The following is an 18,090-nucleotide window of genomic DNA, read 5'->3' as shown; positions in this document are numbered from 1 at the left end:
GGCGAGGCTACGACATATTTGGCCTTTTCAGGACTGGATGCGGGGGACTTTTTACCTTTCCCCGGGGTCAGACCCGCCGCCGGCATCAGCCGCCGCGGCCGACCCGGGGTCGGACCCGGCGGCCTCGCGGAGGGCCCGCGCCCGGGCGGTTCCCGCGCTGGGCCAGCGGGAGTCGATCTCCGCGTTCAGCGCGGCGCCGATCAGCACCGCCAGCGCCGCCACGTACAGCCACGCCAGCACGGCGATCGAGGCGGCCAGCGACCCGTACACCGACACCCCGGCCAGCGAGCCGGCCAGGTAGAGCCGCAGGGTGAAGCTGCCCAGGATCCAGATCAGCAGCGCCACCACCGCGCCCGGCACCTCGCGCCACCAGGACGTCCGCACCGGCACGCTCATGTGGTACAGCATCGCCAGGAACAGGATCGACAGCGTCACCACCACCGGCCAGTACAGCACCGGCAGGAACCCGGCGCTCTCCGGCAGCGCCTGCCGCACCAGCGCCGGCCCCGCCACCAGCAGCGGGATCACCACGAGCATGACCAGCAGCCCGAGCAGGTACAGCGCGAACGCGCGCAACCGGGTCCGGATCACCCCGCGCAGCCCGGACAGCCCGTAGGCGATGGTGATGGTGTCCACATAGACGTTGGTGGCCCGCGAACCGGCCCACAGCGAGATCAGGAAGCTCACCGACACGATGTCCGGACTGCCGCCGCGGATCACGTCGTCGATCAGCGGGACGACCACCGAGTCCACCGCCGGGCCGGTCAGCACGGTCTGCGCCCGCTCGATCACCCAGCCGCGGACCTCCCCCACAGTGCCGGGGCCGATGGCGCCGCGGAAGTGCCCCATCGTCCCGATCAGCCCGATCACCAGCGGCGGCGTCGAGAGCAGCGCGAAGAACGCCGCCTCCGCCGCCAGCCCCGTCACCCGGTGGCGGAACGCCGCCACGGCGGTGCCGCGGACCAGCTCCCAGCCGATCCGCCCCGCGGCGCGCAGCCGGGCGCGCAACCGTATGGCGCGCAGCGGCGCGCCCAGCCCTACCGCCCGCAGCCCTACCGCCCGCAGCGGGGCGCGCAGCCGGGCGGACCGCCCGTCCCTGGATTCCGCGACGGCCTCCTCTGCCCGGGGGCCGGCGGCGCCGGTGGTCTCCGAACCCGTGGTCACATCGATAACCGTAGAGTGTCATCCGCCCGGCACCTGCGCGATCGCCCATTCCCGCCGTCGCGCGCATCGCCGAACGTCGGTGACAATGGACAGGTGATCTGCCAGGCGTGCCGCGACCACCACCACGGGGAGTGCCGTGGCGGATCGTGGTGCGACTGCCAGCACCAGGCCACCCCCGCCACGCGGGACGGCCCGCCGGGGCCGCCGCCCGATCCCGGCGCCGAAGGCGGGCCCCGCGACGGCGAAGGCGCCGCCGGGCGGTCGGAGCCTCCGGTGAACTGGAAGCGGCAGGGCTGAGGGCCGGTGAAGATGACCCTTCTCACCTGTCCGCATGCCGGACGCAACTGGACAGCCCGCGAGACGGCGTGTCAGAGTTCGGATATGACTGCTGCGGATCCGTTGCTGGTAATGCGCCGGCACGTGGACTTCCTGCGCGTCCGCAGCGCGATCTGTCTGTGACGCCCCGACCACGCCTCGCTGTATTCCACCGGCGCGTGGTGCATCGGCGTCACCTCTGAAACGACCCTGCTCAGTGTCGAGCCGGCTGTTCGCGATGCCGGTGCGCTACGCGTCCCACCACACCAGATGGATGAGGATCGCGCCGTGCCACCTGCGACCAAGCGCAAGAGAGGCGAGGGCCAGTGGGCCCTCGGCTACCGGGAACCGCTCAACAAGAACGAAGAGAACAAGAAGAACGACGACGGCCTCAACGTCCGCCGCCGCATCATCGACATCTACTCCAAGGCCGGGTTCGACTCCATCGACCCCGCCGACCTGCGCGGCCGGTTCCGCTGGTACGGCCTCTACACGCAGCGCAAGCCGGGCATCGACGGCGGCAAGACCGCGATCCTGGAGGACGAGGAGCTCGACGACCGCTACTTCATGATGCGGGTGCGCATCGACGGCGGGCAGCTCTCCGGCCCGCAGCTGCGCGCGATCGCCGACATCGCGACCCGGTACGCGCGCGGCACCGCCGACATCACCGACCGGCAGAACGTGCAGTTCCACTGGATCGCGATCGAGGACGTCCCGGCGATCTGGGAGCGGCTGGAGTCGGTCGGGCTGTCCACCATGGAGGCGTGCGGCGACACCCCGCGCGTCATCATGGGCTGCCCGCTGGCCGGGATCGCCGAGGACGAGGTGCTCGACGCCACCCCGCAGGTCCGGGAGATCCACGACCGCTACATCGGCTCGCCGGAGTTCTCCAACCTGCCGCGCAAGTTCAAGACCGCGCTGTCGGGCTGCACCGCGCACTGCACCGTCCACGAGATCAACGACGTGGCGTTCGTGGGCACGGTGAACGAGGCCGGCGAGCCCGGCTACCAGGCGTTCGTCGGCGGCGGGCTGTCCACCAACCCGATGTTCGCCAAGAGCCTGGGCGTGTTCGTCAAGCCCGAGCAGGCGCACGAGGTCTGGAAGGGCATCGTGTCGGTCTTCCGGGACTACGGGTACCGGCGGCTCCGGCACCGCGCCCGGATCAAGTTCCTGGTGAACGACTGGGGCGCCGCGAAGTTCCGCGAGGTACTGGAGAAGGAGTACCTCGGGTACGGGCTGCCCGACGGCCCCGAGCCCGCCGCCCCGCTCCCCCGCCGCGACCACGTGGGGATCAGCCGGCAGAAGGACGGGAACTACTACGTCGGCTTCGCGCCGAAGGTCGGCCGGGTGAACGGCCCGCTGCTCGGCGTCATCGCCGATCTGGCCGAGCGCTACGGATCGGGCCGGGTGGCCACCACGGTCGAGCAGAAGATGGTGATCCTCGACGTGCCCGAGGAGAACACCGAACCGCTGGCCGCCGCGCTGGCCGAGCACGACCTGCAGGTCCGCCCGTCGACGTTCCGCCGCCAGACGATGGCGTGCACCGGCATCGAGTACTGCAAGCTGGCGATCGTCGAGACCAAGCAGCGCGCGATGGACCTGATCGACGAGCTGGAGAAGCGGCTGCCCGGCTTCGACCAGCCGCTGACCATCAACGTCAACGGCTGCCCGAACGCCTGCGCCCGCATCCAGGTCGCCGACATCGGCCTCAAGGGCCAGCTGGTCGTGGACGAGAACGGCGACCAGGTGGAGGGCTTCCAGATCCATCTGGGCGGCCAGGTGGGCGCGACGTTCGGCAAGAAGGTCCGCGGCCTGAAGACCACCTCGGCCGGGCTGACCGACTACGTCGAGCGGGTCGTGCGCAACTACGACGAGCAGCGCCAGGACGGCGAGACCTTCGCCGCCTGGGTGCAGCGCGCCGACGACGCCGACCTCAAGTAACACCGCCACCGAAAGACACGGGAGTCATGGAATGAGCGAACGTGCCGCGCCGTTCTACTGCCCGTACTGCGGCGAGGAGAACCTCGAGCCGCGCGAGTACCCCGCCTCCGGCGACGACGCCGGGGGCCCGTCCAAGCCCAAGCCAGAGGGAGCGGCGTGGTTCTGCCGTGACTGCGTCCGTTCCTTCGCGTTGAAGTTCCTCGGTGTTGGAGCGCCCCAAACACACAAGGAGAACCTTCGGTGACGCTGCTGGAGACCGACAGACCGACCCTTGATCTCGAAGACATCGTCGAGTCCGCCTCGGCCGCCCTGGAGGGCGCCTCCACGCTGGAGGTCATCCGCTGGGCCGCGGCCACCTTCGGCGACCGGATCTGCCTGACCTCCTCGATGTCGGACGCGGCGCTGATCCATCTGGTGTCCAAGGTCAAGCCCGGGATCGACGTGCTGTTCGTCGACACCGGCTACCACTTCGCCGAGACCATCGGCACCAGGGACGCGGTCGAGGCCGTGTACCCGGTGAACGTGATCAATGTGACGCCGTCCCGCACGGTCGAGGAGCAGGAGGCCGCGCTCGGCCCCCGGCTGCACGGCCGCAACCCCGACCTGTGCTGCCACCTGCGGAAGGTGGAGCCGCTGGGCCGGGCGCTGGAGGGCTACATGGCCTGGTTCAGCGGGATCCGCCGGGACGAGACCGCCAGCCGCCGCGGCCGCAAGGTCGTCGAGTGGGACCGCAAGCGCGGGATGGTCAAGGTCAACCCGATCCTGGACTGGACGCAGGAGGACATGGACAACTACATGTCCGACAACGGCGTCATCGTGAACCCGCTGCACTACGACGGCTACCCCTCGATCGGCTGCGCGCCGTGCACGCGTCCCGTCGCCCCGGGCGAGGACCCGCGCAGCGGACGCTGGGCCGGGATGGGCAAGACCGAATGCGGCATCCACCTGTGACGGAGCCGGTCTCCTGGGGCGCGGCCCCGCCGATGGTCGCGGTGGCGCACGGGAGCAAGGACCCGCGCGCCGCCGCCACGGTGGAGGAGCTGCTGTCGGCGGTGCGGGCGCGGCGGCCGGACGTGCCCGTGCGCACCTCGTTCCTGGACCACGCGCCGCCCGCGCCAGCCCGGGTGCTGGACGGCCTCGCCGCGCGCGGCGCGGGTGAGGCGGTCGTGCTCCCGCTGCTGCTGACCGCCGCGTACCACAGCAAGACCGACATTCCCGGCGTGCTTTCGCGGGTCGGGCGGCGGCACCCGCTGCTCGGGCTGCGCACGGCCGCGACGCTGGGCCCGCACCCGCTGCTGGTGGACGCGCTGGAGCGGCGGCTGGCCGAGGCGGGCGTGCGGGTCGGCGACCCGGACACGGCGGTGGTGCTGGTGTCGGCGGGGTCGAGCGACGCGTCCGCGAACGCCACCATCTGGAGGATGGCCCGGGAGTGGCGGGCGCGGGGCTGGCGGGACGTCGTCCCGGCGTTCGCGTCCGCGGCCAGGCCGACCCCGGCCGAGGCCGTCGAGGCGTTGCACGGCGCGGGCGCGCCGCGCGTCGTCGTCGCCTCGTACTTCCTGGCCGAGGGCTACTTCGCCGACAAGGTCCGGACCGAGGCGCTGGCGGCCGGGGCGGCCGCGGTGTCGCCGGTGCTGGGCGCCGCGCCGGAGCTGGCCGAGCTGGTGCTGCTGCGCTACACCGAGGCGCTGGCGGCCCGCGGCACGGCCGCCGCCGTGTGACCGGCGCCGTGTGACCCGTGCGCGGCGGATCAGTCGCGGCGGGTCTTGCGCTCCTCCCACCAGGACGCCAAAGCCCGCCGCACGGGGGCGTGGTGCTCGTCGTCGACGATCTTCAGATCGCCCATGACGACCTGCGCCCGGACCCGGACCAGCGGGACCCGCTCGCCCGCCCGCGCCTCCCGGACCCGCACGCTGCGGTCGCCCATGACGCAGTAGCCGGTCATCTCGATCGTCACGCCGTCCGGAACGATCACCTTCACATCGCCCATCACGGCGGTGGCGACCACGCTGACCTCGCCGCTGGGCACCTGGGCGCCGCGCAGGTCCAGGACGATGTCGCCCATCACCGACAGTGCCTCGAGCTCCTGCTCGACGCGGCCGAGAATGCGTTCCTTGCAGTCCCCCATGATCGCGGTGAAGCGCCGTTTCACCTGCGTCGGAGCGGGCTCGGCCCCCGGCGCGCCCATGCCGGGCAGGTCGGCGGTGACGTTCTCCAGATCGCCGCGGGTGACGGCCAGGTAGGCCGCCTCGGTGCGCTCGGCCAGTTCCTCGAAGGTCAGCCGGCCCTCCACCGACGCCACCCGCAGCCCCTCGACGACGGCCTCGCGCTCGGCGTCGGAGGCGCGCACCGAGCCGCCGCCCGCGTCGCCGCCCAGGGGGGAGGTGTGCTGGGGGTGGGGCGGGACCTGCGACCGGCGCTCGGACGGCCGCCGGCCCTGCGGCGGGGTGGGCTGACTCATGATTCAAAAAGTATGCCCTCAGGGCCCTCAAGCAATCCGCCGCGCGAACGAGATCACTCCGGACCCAAAGGATGACCCTCCACAGAGATGCCCGTTTCCGCCGCTTTCGTCGGGGGTCCAGTTTGGAGGCCCAGTCAAGGACGGCTCTGGCGCCAAGGCGCCGCCCCCTCCGGCGAGAAGGGGGCGGCACCGTGGTCATGAGGTCCGGTCAAGGGCTCGGCACGCTCAGCCGCGTGAGCGCCAGGTCCGAGCCCGCCGACGCCGGTGGACACGGCGTCCCGGAGCCGGGGCAGGTCCCGGACGTCCGCCTGCCGGGCCGAGTCGACGCGTTCCTCGAACGCCGTCCCCCCGAGTACAACCGCCCCCAGGGCGCCGGGGAGCACACCGCCGACGGCCGCTGAACCCCGCTCCTCCCCACGCCGGCCGGCCGATTTCGCGCTGTACCCGGTCGTGGGCATGCGCGACATCAGCGACGCCGTCGGCATCCTGCCGGGCAGTCTCTACGTGCACATCCGCAGCAAGGAAGAGGTGCTGCTGCGGATCGTCGAGCGCGGCATCCAGAACTACCTGAACAGCATCGAGACGGCGGTGGGCGCGGAGGCCCCGGCAGGTGAGCGGCTGCGCGCCGCGATCATCGCGCACATGCGGGTCCTCTCGGCCCCCCCGCAGACGCGGGTGGCGTTCCACCAGTGGACGTACCTGGGCCCGGAGAACCAGAAGCGCGTGGTCAAGCTGCGCCGGCGGTACGAGGAGCTGTTCTCCGGCATCATCACGGACGGCATCGAGAACAAGGAGTTCCGCGAGGTCCGCAACGTGCGGGTCTCCGTCCTGGCCCTCATCGGCATGCTCAACTCGGCGACCGAGTGGTACTCCCCCGTCGGCGGCCTCACCGCGGACGAGGTCGGCGACCTCATCGCCGACAACGCCCTGACCGGCCTGCACTCCTAGGGCGTGTCTTATGGGTCTTGTTCGTCGTGAGCGGGGAACACGAGCCTGACGCGGGGTTCCCCCGGGGTCCACGGTGACATCGCTGACGCTGAAACAAACAACTGATTGTTTTTATCCGTGCCGAGGGAGGCAAACCCTGTCAAGACCCACTCCGGCGGATGCGCTACGCGATGGTCACGGTCACCGCGGCGTCCCTGTCCTGAGGATGATCTCGCTTCCCTCGCGCGGGGGAAGCGATCGCCGGAGGTTCCTCCCCCGGCGGGTCCCTCGCCGTCGATGGCTCCGGGAGGCTCGCCTGCGTTGAGATCGGTCGGCGCGGGGAGTGCGGGTTCGGATGAGGCGAGGGACGGCAGGGCTTTTGGATGCGGCGGGTGGACGGGTGGGCTGGGGCACGTTGCGCAGGCTCGCGGGGTACGCCGCGGCGCTCAGCATGGCGCTCTATCTGGTCGTCAAGGTCGTCTGGGTAGCGGCGGCGCTGCTCGGGGACGGTCCGGACGGCTTCGGCACCGCCGGCTGGGTGGTACTGAACTCCGTCACGATCGCGATGGCGGCGACCGGGGTCGCGCTCGGGCTGGCGCTGGCCCAGCGATGGGGACGCCGGCTGCCCGCCGTGCCGGTGCTCTTCTTTTCCTGGGTGGGCGCGGGCCTGCTGGTGCCGATGCTTCCGTACACGGTGATCAGGGGTGTCCTCGACGCGCTCGGGACCGGCCCGGGTGGCGGCGGGGACGACGGTTCCGGTTCGGCTCCGACCTGGGAGACGGTCCTCATCACCATCGGCTTCGCCGGGATGGCGGTGGGCTTGGCGGTGGCTCTGCCGATCTACCTGAGGGAGCGATGGCCGCGGGCGTTCACCGGCCGGGTCGGGGACGCCCAGGTTCGCTCATCGCCGCTGGTCACGGCGGCGATGGCCGCGGCGGTCGGGCTGGGCCTGCTCTGGTCGTACTGGGCGCTGGGCGGGGCCCTGGGGCTCGACCCGGCCCATCGCGATCAATTGGATCTCAACGGGCGGCTGATGAACGCCGGTTCCGGACTGTGGGCCCTGCTCGGCGCCTGGAGCGTCCGGGTGCTCACCCGCCGCCGGCCCGCCGGGCTCCGGTCGTGGATCCCGATGGCGCTGGCCTTCGGGGCGTCGGGCTCGCTGTTCGCGTGGGCCGGCTGGAAACTGCCGGTGGTGCTCCTCCGGCCCGGGGGCTTCGTGACCGCCGAGTATCCGGTGGTCGCGGCCGGTCAGCACGCCCTGAGCGTCGCCGTGGGCCTGGCGCTCATGGCCGCCATGCTGCGGGCCGTCCCGGAGCGCGAACTCGCGAAAACCCCATGACATTCGCCGATGATTTACGCGATCATGCCAGGTAGGGGGGTACGAGAGGAGCCGGAACGTGTCCGAGCAGATCCCTTTTTGGATGGATTCCGTCGGTCGAGGCTGGCATCCGCTACTGCGGCGCCTGCACGAGCAACTGATCGCCGTCAACCCTGACTACCAGGTCCGGCAGCTCAAGGAGAAGTGGGGGATGCTGCGGATCTACCTCGCCACCGGTCTGCAGCGCGGGGACTTCATCGAGACCGGCCGGCTGCCCGACGAGCAGGAGTCGCAGCGGATGGCGAGGGAGGACGACGAGGCGCGGCGGCTCGTGCGGGCCGCCGAGGAGGAGTCGGGGAGGATCTGCGAGTCCTGCGGCGAACCCGGCGAGGCGCGGAAGGAGCGCTGGATCAAGACCCTCTGCGACGACTGCCACACCGCCCGCCAGGCTCGTTGCGGCCGTCCGGGTTCATGACCGCTCGAGCCTGTGGTGGACGAGCCAGGCCCGGTCGGGCTCGTCGTCGCCGCTCGGCCAGGACGCGACGAGATCACTGATCAGGTCGCGGTGCGCGTCGATCAGGTGGTCCTTGGCGAGGCCGAGCGCGCCTTCCACCTGGATGGGCAGGACGCTGGAACGGGCCGCGCGCACGAGCACGGCGGTGACGCCCGGCCCTGGCACGTCGAACAGCGCGATGACGGCGAGCTCGCGGTCGTCCATGTCGGCCGAAGGGTCGAAGATGATCTCCTCCAGGGCGGCGACGACCCGGTCGTCCGGCATGTCCCAGCGGTCGAGGAAGTCCTGCGCCGCACGGAGCGCGCGCTCGCGGACCAGTGGTGGCGCGTCACGGCGCCGGAGCACGGTGGCGAGCAGTTCGGCGTCCGCGGGCTCAGCGAGCTGCGCGAGGACGTCGAGCGCACTGGCATGGTCGGCTCCGGCTCCGCTCTCCGGGGCGGTCTGCTCCGATGACGGCGGCTGCGTCAGGACGTGGCGGGCGACGGCGCGGAGATCGGCGTGGAAGACCTCGGTGTCCATACCGAAGCGGATCAGGCCGTCGGTGTCGCAGAAGTGGTCGAACGCGATGCCGACCGCCACGACGCGTCCGCTGTGCAGCATCGTCCGGAACGCGGCCCGGTGGGCTCGTTCGCTGGTAGGGGCGCGCATCTCGCCGTGGGCTCGCCGCAGCCGCGGGCTGTCGAGTTCGGCCCCTGCCCAGTAGGTGCTGTGCGGGCCGGGCTCGAAGGCCCAGCGAACTTCGGTCCCAGGGCCGCGGCGTTCTTCCTCCGTCCAGGACGCGTTGAGTCGTTCGAGCAGGTCGCGGTGGGCGTAGAAGCGCCTGCCGATCGACAGCGCCCACGCCGCCTCCTGTTGGAAGAGGCTGTCGTCCTCGCCGGTCGCGCGCACCAGCAGCTCGGTCACCTCGTCGCCGGGCGCGTTGCGCAGCGCGCCCAGCGCCTCGCGCCGGTCATCGATGTCCAGCGACCGGTCGAACGCCATCTCGCCGATCAACGCGACCAGCCGGGCTTCAGGGGTATCGGAATTCCACAGGACGGTGCCCGCCGTGCCCAGGGCGTTGAACAGCAGATCGCCGTCGGGGCGCCGCCGCAGCACGGCGAGGACGGCCTCGGCGTCTTCGGGGCCCGCGTCGTTCTTGAGGGCGAGCAGTGCGCTGGCGTGGTCGGCGCCTTCGAAGGCGATGTCGTCGCCGGGCCGGGGCGGGCGGCGCAGCATCTCGCGCGCCGTCGCCAGGACCTCCTCCAGGAAGGGCTCGAACGGATTGGCCTCGCCGAACCGGCTGGTGGCCACGGCACGGTCGAAGAAGTCCAGTGCGGTCCCGCGGGCGGCGATGTCGTCGCTGCGCAGCAGCACCAGGAACGCCCGCTGGAACTCGTCGTGGGTCGTCGCGACGTTGGTGGCCTCGAACGCGGCCTGCAGTTCGGCCTCGTCGAAGTCGCAGTCCCAGTACCAGCTCTGGAATTCCCGCAGGAACGTGATCATGAACATCGCGAGGATCAGACCATCCGGCACTCTCCGCCCGCCATTCCATTTTCCGCCCGCTCCGGGACGGCTCACCCACGCGGGTGAGTGACTCGCGGGCCGCTTTCGGGTGGGCTGGCCAGGAGAGGAGGTGGGCCGATGAACCTGGACGTGCTTCCGCTCGCCATCACGATGATGGCGGGTCCGCAGATCATCTCGGCCGTGGTGCTGGTGACGGCACGGCGGCCGGTGCTGGTGTCGCTGGCGTTCCTGCTCGGGATACTGGCGGCGATACTGGTCGGGCTGACGGTCGCGCGGCTGCTCGCGCACCTCCTGGGCGGGGTGGTCTCCCTCTCGGACAAGGGCGGCACCAAGGGGCTGGTCGTCCAGCTGGTGCTGGTGGCGCTGCTCGCCGCGCTGGCGGTGAAGAACTACCTGGGACGGGCCACGGCCGAACCGCCGCGCTGGCTGTCCGGGCTGGTCACGGCCGAGCCGCGGCGGGCCTTGGCGCTCGGGGCGCTGCTGGTCCTGCTGATGCCGACCGACATCATCGTGATGCTGAACGTCGGGGTGTCGCTGGAGCGGAGCAAGGCGGGGCTGGTGGAGGCGGCCCCGTTCATCGCCGTCACGCTGCTGATCGCCGCGCTGCCGCTGCTGGCGTTCCTGATCTTCCGGCGGCGCGCGGAGACGGCGATGCCCGCGGTGCGCGACTGGCTGAACTCGCACAGCTGGCTGATCAACATCGCGGTCTGCTGCCTGTTCGCGGTGCTCGTCCTGACCTGACCGGCGTCAGCCCGCGCGGACCGGCCGGTACTCCGGACGCCACATGGCCTCGCGCACCTGCCGCTCCGGATCCTCCAGCTCCGCGCGGGCCAGGCCCTCGTCGGCCGCGCACCCGGCCACTCGCGCCGCCACCGCCGCGGAGATCTCGCGCAGGTCGTCGACCATGGGCAGCAGGGACGCACCCGGCACGGAGACGTCCACCAGCCCCGCGACGGCCTCGGCCGCGACCCGCAGCATGCCGTCGCTGATCCGGCGCGCCCGCGACGCGATCGCGCCCAGGCCCAGCCCCGGGAACAGCAGCGCGTTGTTCGCCTGCCCGATCTCGTGGATGTCGCCGCCGTGGACGACCGGATCGGCCGGGACGCCGGTGGCGACCAGGGCGCGGCCGTCCGTCCACCGCAGCAGGTCGGACGGCGTCGCCTCCATCCGCTCGGTCGGATTGGAGATCGGGAAGATGACGGGACGCTCCACGGCGGCGGCCATCGTCCGCACGATCGGCTCGGTGAACGCGCCGCGCACGGTCGAGGCGCCGACCAGCAAAGTCGGCCCGACCCGCGCGACGGTCTCTGCCAGCGTGACGCGCCCCTCGCCGTCCCTGGCCCAGCCGGCGACCTCGGCCGACGGCCGGGCGTAGCGGACCTGGAAGTCGCGCAGGCCGCGGGTGGCGTCGGTGAGCAGGCCCTGCCTGTCGACCGCCCAGATCCGGCGGGTCGCGGTCCCGCCGTCCAGGCCGTCGCGGACCATCGCCTCGCGCAGCTGGTCGGCGATCCCGACGCCCGCCGTCCCGGCGCCGAACACCACGATCCGCTGGTCGCGCAGCGGCGTCCCGGTGACCTTCACCGCCGACAGCACCGCGGCGAGCACGATCGCGCCCGTGCCCTGCATGTCGTCGTTGAACGTGCAGAGCCGTTCGGCGTACCGCTCCAGGATCCGGCGGGCGTTGGACGGCCCGAAGTCCTCCCAGTGCAGCAGCGCCGCCGGGTACCGGCGGGTGGCCGCCGTGACGTAGGCGTCGATGAACTCGTCGTAGCGTTCGCCGCGCACCCGCCCGTGCCGGTTGCCCACGTAGGCCGGATCGTTGAGCAGCTCGGCGTTGTCGGTCCCCACGTCCAGGGCCACCGGGACGGCCCGCGCCGGGTCGACGCCCGCGGCGGCGGTGTAGACGGCCAGCTTCCCCGCCGCGATGCCCGCGCCGCCGCCCACGCCCCAGTCGCCGATGCCCAGGATCTGCTCGGCGTCGGAGGCCACGATCAGGTCGACCTCGTCCGGCCCTCTGCCCAGGTTGTCGAACGCGCGGCCGATGCCGTTCATGTCGTCGACGCTCAGGAAGACGCCGCGCGGGCGCCGGTACACGTGGCTGTAGGACCTGATCGCCTCGCCGACCGTCGGGTCGTACACGATCGGCAGGATCTCCCGCAGGTGCTCGGAGAGCAGCCGGTAGAAGAGCGTCTCGTTGCGGTCGCGCAGCGCCGCCAGGTAGACGTTCTTGAGCAGGTCGGTCGGCTGCGCCCGGTACTGGGAGTACACCCGGCGGGTCTGCTCCTCGATCGTCTCGACGACCGGCGGGACGAGCCCGTCCAGACCGAGCCGCGCCCGCTCCTCCGGCGTGAACGCGGTGCCCTTGTTCAGCAGCGGGTCGTGCAGGACCGCCAGCCCCCGCGCCGTGGTGACATGTTCGTTCCCCATCGCCCGCCCCCCGCTCGGCATCCGGCGACAGGACGACTTCCCCGATCCGCCCTGGAAATACCCAGGGCACGGCCGGCCGACCAAATGTTTAGCCGCGATCAACTGGGCTTAAGCTGAAAATCATGTCCGACGGCCGCCCCGCGTGCTCCTGCATCATCTGCCACGACCACGGTGATCGTGACAGCCTGGACAACTTCCAGCTCCGCACGATCGTGCACGTCACGCAGTACGGGTGGAGCGTCGTGCTGATCCCCGCCAACGACATCGGACCCGGCTGGGCGTACACCATCGGGCTGTGGCACAGCCACCGGTCCCCCGAGCTGGCGATGTTCGGCGGTGACGTCTACGAGATGGAGGAGATCCTGAACACCCTCGGCAGGACCGCGGCCGAGGGGGGCGTGCCCGCGGACGGGGAACGGCGCGACGACGTCGTCCGGGGCCGGCCCGCCGCGTTCCGGACCGTGGACCCCCGCTGGTACGAGGGCGCGTTCGGCGGCGCGATGGCGTTCTACCGCCGGCCTCCCCTGCCCTTCCTCCAAGCGGTGTGGCCCGACGAGAACGGGCTCTACCCGTGGCAGCCCGGGACCGAACTGCCCTTTCGCCGCTCCCAGCCCTGGCTGTGGCTCAACCCCCGGCAGCACCCCGAAGGCGCGTGGACGCTCCGTCTGGACGCCCGGAACCTGTGAGCACGGGCCGGGCATAGGGTCGCCTGATGCCCGAGCCGATCACCGAGACCGTCGAGACGCCCCGGCTGCGGCTCGAACCGCTGGCCGTCCACCACGCCGAGGAGATGGCGGACGTGCTCGGCGACCCCCGGCTGCACCGCTACATCGGCGGCGCGCCCCTCCCCCTCGGCGAGCTGCGGGCCCGGTACGAGCACCTGGTCGCGGGCCCCTCGCCCTTCCACCAGGAGCAGTGGCTCAACTGGATCGTGCGGCGCCGCCGGGACGGCCGGGCCGTCGGCACCGTCCAGGCCACGGTGACCCCGGGCCAGGACGGGCCGTGCGCGTCGGTCGCCTGGGTGATCGGCATGCCCTACCAGGGGTTCGGGTTCGCGTCCGAGGCCGCCCGCGCCCTCGTGGACTGGCTGGGCGGGCGCGGCGTGCGACGCGTCGTCGCCAACGTGCACCCGGCCAACCTCGCCTCCGCCGCCGTCGCCCGCCGCGCCGGGCTGCGTCCCACCGGCGGGCGGGCCGGCGACGAGGTGGTCTGGAGCGACGGCGGGGACCCCTGAGCCCCGCGTGCCCAAAGTTTTTCGGTCCGGAGGCGGCGCTACCCGCCCGGCCGCTCGTACCTCCGGGTAGCCGGTTCCTCACGGCGTTCCGCTCAGGAGAGGAGTCCGCCCATGGCGTCCCGAGCCGAAGAAGTTCCGCGCTCCCCGCGAGGGCTCCACCCGACCGTACTGGGCGCCGTCGTCCTGCCCGGCGTCGAGCCCGCGGTCGCCCAGGTGCGCCGGTACGCGCGGGCGCTGCTAGGCTCCGGTTTCCCGGAACTGTACGAGCTCACCGTCGTGGCGAGTGAGCTTTTCACCAACGCCGTGCGGCATTCCCGCCCGGGGAGTCGCGCCGGAGGGGACACGGCCGGGCCTGTCACGGTCACCTTCCTCGCCGATGAGGACCACCTCCGGCTGGAGATAGCCGACCAGGGGGGAGCCGGTTCACCGCGACTCCGCGAGCCCGACGACAATGGCGAGAGCGGGCGCGGCCTGCACGTGGTCGAGGCGCTGTGCCTGGCCTGGGGATCCGAGCGGCGCGGCCGCCTCACGGTGGTGTGGGCCGAGTTCGCCCTCCACCCGCCCGCCTGAGCCGGGCCGTCCCCGGGGGAACGATCGGGTAAGGAACAATCGGAAGCCGGGGGCGACCCGTGCCGCGACGAGCCGAGAGGTGAACCGATGCAGGAGGTGTGGCCCGGCGATGCCTACCCCCTGGGCGCCACCTGGGACGGAACCGGGACCAACTTCGCGTTGTTCTCGGAGGTGGCCGAGCGGGTGCAGCTGTGCCTGTTCGACGCCGACGGGCGGGAGGAGCGCCACGACCTGCCCGAGGTCGACGGGTTCGTGTGGCACGGCTACCTGCCCGGCGTCGGCCCGGGGCAGCGGTACGGCTACCGGGTGCACGGTCCGTACGACCCGCGCGAGGGCCACCGCTGCAACCCGTCCAAGCTGCTGATCGACCCGTACACCAAGGCGGTCGAGGACGTCGCGCCGGGCGAGCTGATCAGATGGCACGAGTCGCTGTTCTCCTACCGGTTCGCCGACCCGGACGCGCTCAACACCGACGACAGCGCCCCGTACATGCCGAAGAACGTGGTGATCAACCCGTTCTTCGACTGGGGCGACGACCGGCCGCCGCGGGTGCCCTACCACGAGAGCCTGATCTACGAGGCCCACGTCAAGGGACTGACGAAGCTGCATCCCGGCATCCCCGCCGAGCAGCGCGGCACGTACGCGGCGCTGGCCCACCCGGTGATGATCGACCATCTCACCGACCTCGGGGTGACGGCGGTCGAGCTGATGCCGGTGCACCAGCACGTCCCCGAGCACGCGCTCGTGGCGCGCGGCCTGACGAACTACTGGGGCTACAACACCCTGGGCTTCCTGGCGCCGCACAACGCCTACGCCTCGTCCGGGCAGGGCGGCGAGCAGGTGCCGGAGTTCAAGGCGATGGTGCGGGCGCTGCACGAGGCGGGCATCGAGGTGATCCTCGACGTGGTCTACAACCACACCGCCGAGGGCGACCACCTGGGGCCGACGCTGTCGTTCCGGGGGATCGACAACGCCTCGTACTACCGGCTGCGCGACGACGACAGGCGCTACCACCTCGACTACACCGGCTGCGGCAACTCGCTGAACGTCCGCAGCCCGCACGCGCTCCAGCTGATCATGGACTCGCTGCGGTACTGGGTCCTGGAGATGCACGTCGACGGGTTCCGCTTCGACCTGGCCTCCGCGCTGGCACGGGAGCTGCACGACGTCGACCGGCTGGCCGCCTTCTTCGACCTGGTGCAGCAGGACCCGGTGGTGTCGCAGGTGAAGCTGATCGCCGAGCCCTGGGACGTCGGCGAGGGCGGCTACCAGGTCGGCAACTTCCCCCCGCTGTGGACGGAATGGAACGGCAAGTACCGCGACACCGTCCGCGACTACTGGCGCGGCAAGCCGGCGACGCTGCCGGAGTTCGCGTCCCGGCTCACCGGCTCCAGCGACCTGTACGCGGGCAGCGCGCGCCGCCCGTTCGCGTCCATCAACTTCGTGACCTGCCACGACGGGTTCACGCTGCACGACCTGGTCTCCTACGACGACAAGCACAACGAGGCCAACGACGAGGGCAACCGGGACGGCACCGACGACAACCGGTCCTGGAACTGCGGGCACGAGGGCCCCACCGACGACGCCGGGATCCGCACGCTGCGGGCCCGGCAGCGCCGCAACTTCCTGGCGACGCTGTTCCTGTCCCAGGGAGTGCCGATGCTGTCGCACGGCGACGAGTTCGGCCGCACGCAACGCGGCAACAACAACGCCTACTGCCAGGACAACGAGCTGGCCTGGGTGCGGTGGGATCCCGGCGCCGACGCGGCCGGCGACCTGGAGTTCGTCCGGATCCTGTCGCGGCTGCGGCGGGACCATCCGATCTTCCGCCGCCGCCGCTTCTTCACCGGCGGCGCGGCCGGCGCGGAACCGGCCGACATCGCGTGGCTCACCCCGGCCGGCGAGCCGATGACCGACCACGACTGGCACGCGGGGTTCGCCAAGTCGCTGGGGGTCTTCCTCAACGGCGACGCGATCAGCGAGCCCGACCGGCGCGGCCGGCCGATCGAGGACGACTCGTTCCTGCTGCTGTTCAACGCCCATTCCGAGCCGGTGGAGTTCGTCCTGCCCGGCCCCGAGTACGGGGAGCGATGGGAGTTCACCCTCGACACCGCCGATCCGCGCGCGGTCGGCGAGCGCGCGCGGGTCAAGGCACGCGACCAGGTGACCGTGGCGAGCCGCTCCCTAACCGCTCTGCGCCGCACGCTCTAGCGGGCACAGCTAGCGGCCGCTCACCTGGATCGCGGTCAGGAAGACCAGCACGAACGTGGCGACCGCGAGCACGCCGTGCACCAGGACGGCCGCGGCCGGGAACGGCTGCTCAGTGTCCTTGGCATGCCGCCCGCCCTGACCCACCAGCCAGCGCGTGAACAGGACGAACCCCTGCATGATGACCACCACCAGCGCGGTGAAGGCCGCCCACGCGAACCCGGCCCGTTCCGTCGCCAGGTAGGCCACCCAGACCGCCAGCCCGATCACGGCCGCCAGCGGATGCCCCACCACGACCAGGACCGGGAAGCGCGTCACCTTCGTCGTCTGCTCCAGCAGCCCCCCGCGCGCGAGCCAGACGGCCATCAGGTACGTTCCCGCGAGCGCGGCGACGATCCACGCGCCGAGCGCAGCGAACTCCACCCCCGGCTCCCTTCGGTGCGGTTCTTCCTCCCGTGGCCGTAGTGTCCCGCCAGCCGTCCTCCGACATGACGGAAACGTGGGGATCGCAGCACAGAACGTTGTGACTCCTCCCCCCGGATGAATCCGAGGGGCTTCTCCTGTCGATGGCTCAGGCCACGTCGGGAAGGACCAGCCCGGCCCTGATAGCGACGTTCAGCGCGCCCACGCGGTCGGCGTGGTCGGTGTATCCGCAGTGGGCGCAGCAGAACTTGTCTTGTGTGGGGCGGTTCTCCGCGCTGGCATGCCCGCACAGTTGGCGGGGGCAGGTGCGGGATGTATTGCGGGGGTCCACGGGTATCAGCTTGCGACCGGCGCTCTCAGCCTTGTGCGCGAGGATACCCAGGAACACCCCCCAACCCACGTCGTGGATGCTGTTGTTCAGCCCGGCCTTGGCCGCTGCTCCGTTGGGCAGGAAACCGCCGAGGGTCTCGGGGTCGGGCCTGGGTTTGGGTGCGCGGGCCATGTTCGCGATACTCAACCGCTCGTGTGCGATCACGTCATAGGTGCGGACCATCGCCAGCGCGGTCTTGTGCGCGTGATCCCGCCGCCGGCGTCGTACCTTGCGGTGCAGGGCGGCGACCTTCTCCACCGCGCGGCGGTGCTTGGCGGTGCGTTGCTCCCGCTTGCGCCTGGGGAACGCCTTGAGTGCGCGTTGTGCCTCGGCGAGGGAATCGGCGGTGCGCTTGCCGTGCCTGGGGTTGGGCTGGTGCTCACCCTGGGAGGTGGTGAGGAAGTGGGTTATGCCCATGTCGATGCCGGTCACCGCGCCGGTGGCGGGCAGCGGTTCGGCCGGGACATCGTTACACGAGAGGATGACGTACCACCGCCGGCCCTCGCGCTTCACACTGACGGTCTTGACCCGGCCCCGCACGGGGCGATGCTGGTGCACGCGGACGTGCCCGACACCTTGGAGACGGACGCGGATGACGGGGTCATGCGGGGTGGAGTCCCACCGGCAGCCGTCGCCGTCCTTGGGGAACTCCACCGTGTCGAACCAGTTCACCCCCGGAACCTGGGATATCCGGGCTTGTCCCCGGCCTTGACCCGGC

The 18,090-nt window shown here is 71.6% G+C and carries 20 protein-coding genes; 14 read left to right on the top strand and 6 right to left on the bottom strand.

Features of this window, described 5'->3' with window-relative positions; genetic code table 11:
* Positions 1-51: 51 nt before the first annotated feature.
* Positions 52-1,164 carry a YihY/virulence factor BrkB family protein gene (locus ABD340_RS13995; RefSeq protein WP_344589345.1) on the bottom strand — a complete coding sequence of 371 codons (1,113 nt, stop codon included), beginning with the start codon at positions 1,162-1,164 and terminating at the stop codon, positions 52-54.
* 93 nt (positions 1,165-1,257) lie between these two features.
* Here ABD340_RS13995 and ABD340_RS13990 point away from each other — a divergent pair, with 93 nt between their 5' ends.
* The 5 genes from ABD340_RS13990 (at position 1,258) to ABD340_RS13970 (ending at position 5,138) form a co-directional block, all read left to right on the top strand.
* Positions 1,258-1,461, top strand: coding sequence for a hypothetical protein (locus tag ABD340_RS13990; protein WP_344589344.1), 204 nt, complete (start codon positions 1,258-1,260; stop codon positions 1,459-1,461).
* A 306-nt stretch (positions 1,462-1,767) separates the two neighbouring features.
* Complete coding sequence (locus ABD340_RS13985; protein ID WP_344589343.1) at positions 1,768-3,420, top strand: nitrite/sulfite reductase; 1,653 nt, start codon at positions 1,768-1,770, stop codon at positions 3,418-3,420.
* 31 nt (positions 3,421-3,451) lie between these two features.
* Entirely contained in the window at positions 3,452-3,664 is a 213-nt protein-coding gene (locus ABD340_RS13980; RefSeq protein ID WP_344589342.1) for a hypothetical protein, read from the top strand.
* On the top strand, positions 3,661-4,371 hold the full coding sequence (locus ABD340_RS13975; RefSeq protein ID WP_344589341.1) for a phosphoadenylyl-sulfate reductase: 711 nt from the start codon (positions 3,661-3,663) through the stop codon (positions 4,369-4,371). Before ABD340_RS13980 ends, ABD340_RS13975 begins: the two co-directional genes overlap by 4 nt.
* Positions 4,353-5,138, top strand: a complete 786-nt coding sequence (locus ABD340_RS13970) for a sirohydrochlorin chelatase (protein WP_344589340.1) — start codon at positions 4,353-4,355, stop codon at positions 5,136-5,138. Before ABD340_RS13975 ends, ABD340_RS13970 begins: the two co-directional genes overlap by 19 nt.
* Before the next feature lie 29 nt (positions 5,139-5,167).
* Here ABD340_RS13970 and ABD340_RS13965 read toward each other — a convergent pair whose 3' ends face one another.
* On the bottom strand, positions 5,168-5,878 hold the full coding sequence (locus ABD340_RS13965) for a DUF1707 SHOCT-like domain-containing protein (RefSeq protein WP_344589339.1): 711 nt from the start codon (positions 5,876-5,878) through the stop codon (positions 5,168-5,170).
* Between the two features lie 233 nt (positions 5,879-6,111).
* Between ABD340_RS13965 and ABD340_RS13960 the strand changes: the two genes are divergently transcribed.
* The 4 genes from ABD340_RS13960 to ABD340_RS13945 all read left to right on the top strand — a co-directional run bounded on the left by ABD340_RS13960 (position 6,112) and on the right by ABD340_RS13945 (position 8,598).
* A complete protein-coding gene (locus ABD340_RS13960) occupies positions 6,112-6,279 on the top strand; it encodes a hypothetical protein (protein ID WP_344589338.1) in 168 nt (55 codons plus the stop codon).
* 55 nt (positions 6,280-6,334) lie between these two features.
* On the top strand, positions 6,335-6,826 hold the full coding sequence (locus ABD340_RS13955; protein ID WP_344589337.1) for a TetR/AcrR family transcriptional regulator: 492 nt from the start codon (positions 6,335-6,337) through the stop codon (positions 6,824-6,826).
* 379 nt (positions 6,827-7,205) lie between these two features.
* Positions 7,206-8,144 (top strand): hypothetical protein, encoded by a 939-nt coding sequence (locus ABD340_RS13950; protein WP_344589336.1) that lies wholly within the window; start codon positions 7,206-7,208, stop codon positions 8,142-8,144.
* An 82-nt stretch (positions 8,145-8,226) separates the two neighbouring features.
* The gene (locus ABD340_RS13945) at positions 8,227-8,598 is read left to right on the top strand and encodes a hypothetical protein (RefSeq protein WP_344589334.1); all 372 of its coding nucleotides are present in this window, start codon (positions 8,227-8,229) and stop codon (positions 8,596-8,598) included.
* Here the strand turns inward: ABD340_RS13945 and ABD340_RS13940 are convergent.
* Positions 8,593-10,125, bottom strand: a complete 1,533-nt coding sequence (locus ABD340_RS13940; RefSeq protein WP_344589333.1) for a hypothetical protein — start codon at positions 10,123-10,125, stop codon at positions 8,593-8,595. The genes ABD340_RS13945 and ABD340_RS13940 overlap by 6 nt on opposite strands.
* A 132-nt stretch (positions 10,126-10,257) precedes the next feature.
* Between ABD340_RS13940 and ABD340_RS13935 the strand changes: the two genes are divergently transcribed.
* The gene (locus ABD340_RS13935) at positions 10,258-10,881 is read left to right on the top strand and encodes a GAP family protein (RefSeq protein WP_344589331.1); all 624 of its coding nucleotides are present in this window, start codon (positions 10,258-10,260) and stop codon (positions 10,879-10,881) included.
* A 6-nt stretch (positions 10,882-10,887) separates the two neighbouring features.
* Here ABD340_RS13935 and ABD340_RS13930 read toward each other — a convergent pair whose 3' ends face one another.
* Positions 10,888-12,567, bottom strand: coding sequence for an NAD-dependent malic enzyme (locus ABD340_RS13930; RefSeq protein ID WP_344589330.1), 1,680 nt, complete (start codon positions 12,565-12,567; stop codon positions 10,888-10,890).
* 122 nt (positions 12,568-12,689) lie between these two features.
* On the opposite strand from ABD340_RS13930, the gene ABD340_RS13925 reads away from it, so the two are divergent.
* The 4 genes from ABD340_RS13925 to glgX all read left to right on the top strand — a co-directional run bounded on the left by ABD340_RS13925 (position 12,690) and on the right by glgX (position 16,582).
* On the top strand, positions 12,690-13,253 hold the full coding sequence (locus tag ABD340_RS13925; RefSeq protein ID WP_344589329.1) for a DUF4262 domain-containing protein: 564 nt from the start codon (positions 12,690-12,692) through the stop codon (positions 13,251-13,253).
* A gap of 26 nt (positions 13,254-13,279) precedes the next feature.
* A complete protein-coding gene (locus tag ABD340_RS13920; protein ID WP_344589328.1) occupies positions 13,280-13,801 on the top strand; it encodes a GNAT family N-acetyltransferase in 522 nt (173 codons plus the stop codon).
* 111 nt (positions 13,802-13,912) lie between these two features.
* Positions 13,913-14,371 (top strand): ATP-binding protein, encoded by a 459-nt coding sequence (locus ABD340_RS13915; RefSeq protein WP_344589327.1) that lies wholly within the window; start codon positions 13,913-13,915, stop codon positions 14,369-14,371.
* Between the two features lie 87 nt (positions 14,372-14,458).
* Positions 14,459-16,582, top strand: coding sequence for a glycogen debranching protein GlgX (glgX, locus tag ABD340_RS13910; protein WP_344589326.1), 2,124 nt, complete (start codon positions 14,459-14,461; stop codon positions 16,580-16,582).
* Positions 16,583-16,591: 9 nt separating this feature from the next.
* Here the strand turns inward: glgX and ABD340_RS13905 are convergent, their stop codons facing one another.
* A complete protein-coding gene (locus ABD340_RS13905) occupies positions 16,592-17,002 on the bottom strand; it encodes a hypothetical protein (RefSeq protein WP_344589325.1) in 411 nt (136 codons plus the stop codon).
* Positions 17,003-17,150: 148 nt separating this feature from the next.
* A complete protein-coding gene (locus ABD340_RS13900) occupies positions 17,151-18,044 on the bottom strand; it encodes an RNA-guided endonuclease InsQ/TnpB family protein (RefSeq protein ID WP_344589324.1) in 894 nt (297 codons plus the stop codon).
* Between the last annotated feature and the right edge of the window lie 46 nt (positions 18,045-18,090).

It is taken from the genome of Actinomadura vinacea (assembly GCF_039532545.1).
GTDB lineage: Bacteria > Actinomycetota > Actinomycetes > Streptosporangiales > Streptosporangiaceae > Spirillospora > Spirillospora vinacea.
The sequence above is the reverse complement of the archived record's forward strand: the minus strand, read 5'-3'. Positions and strand labels throughout refer to the sequence as shown.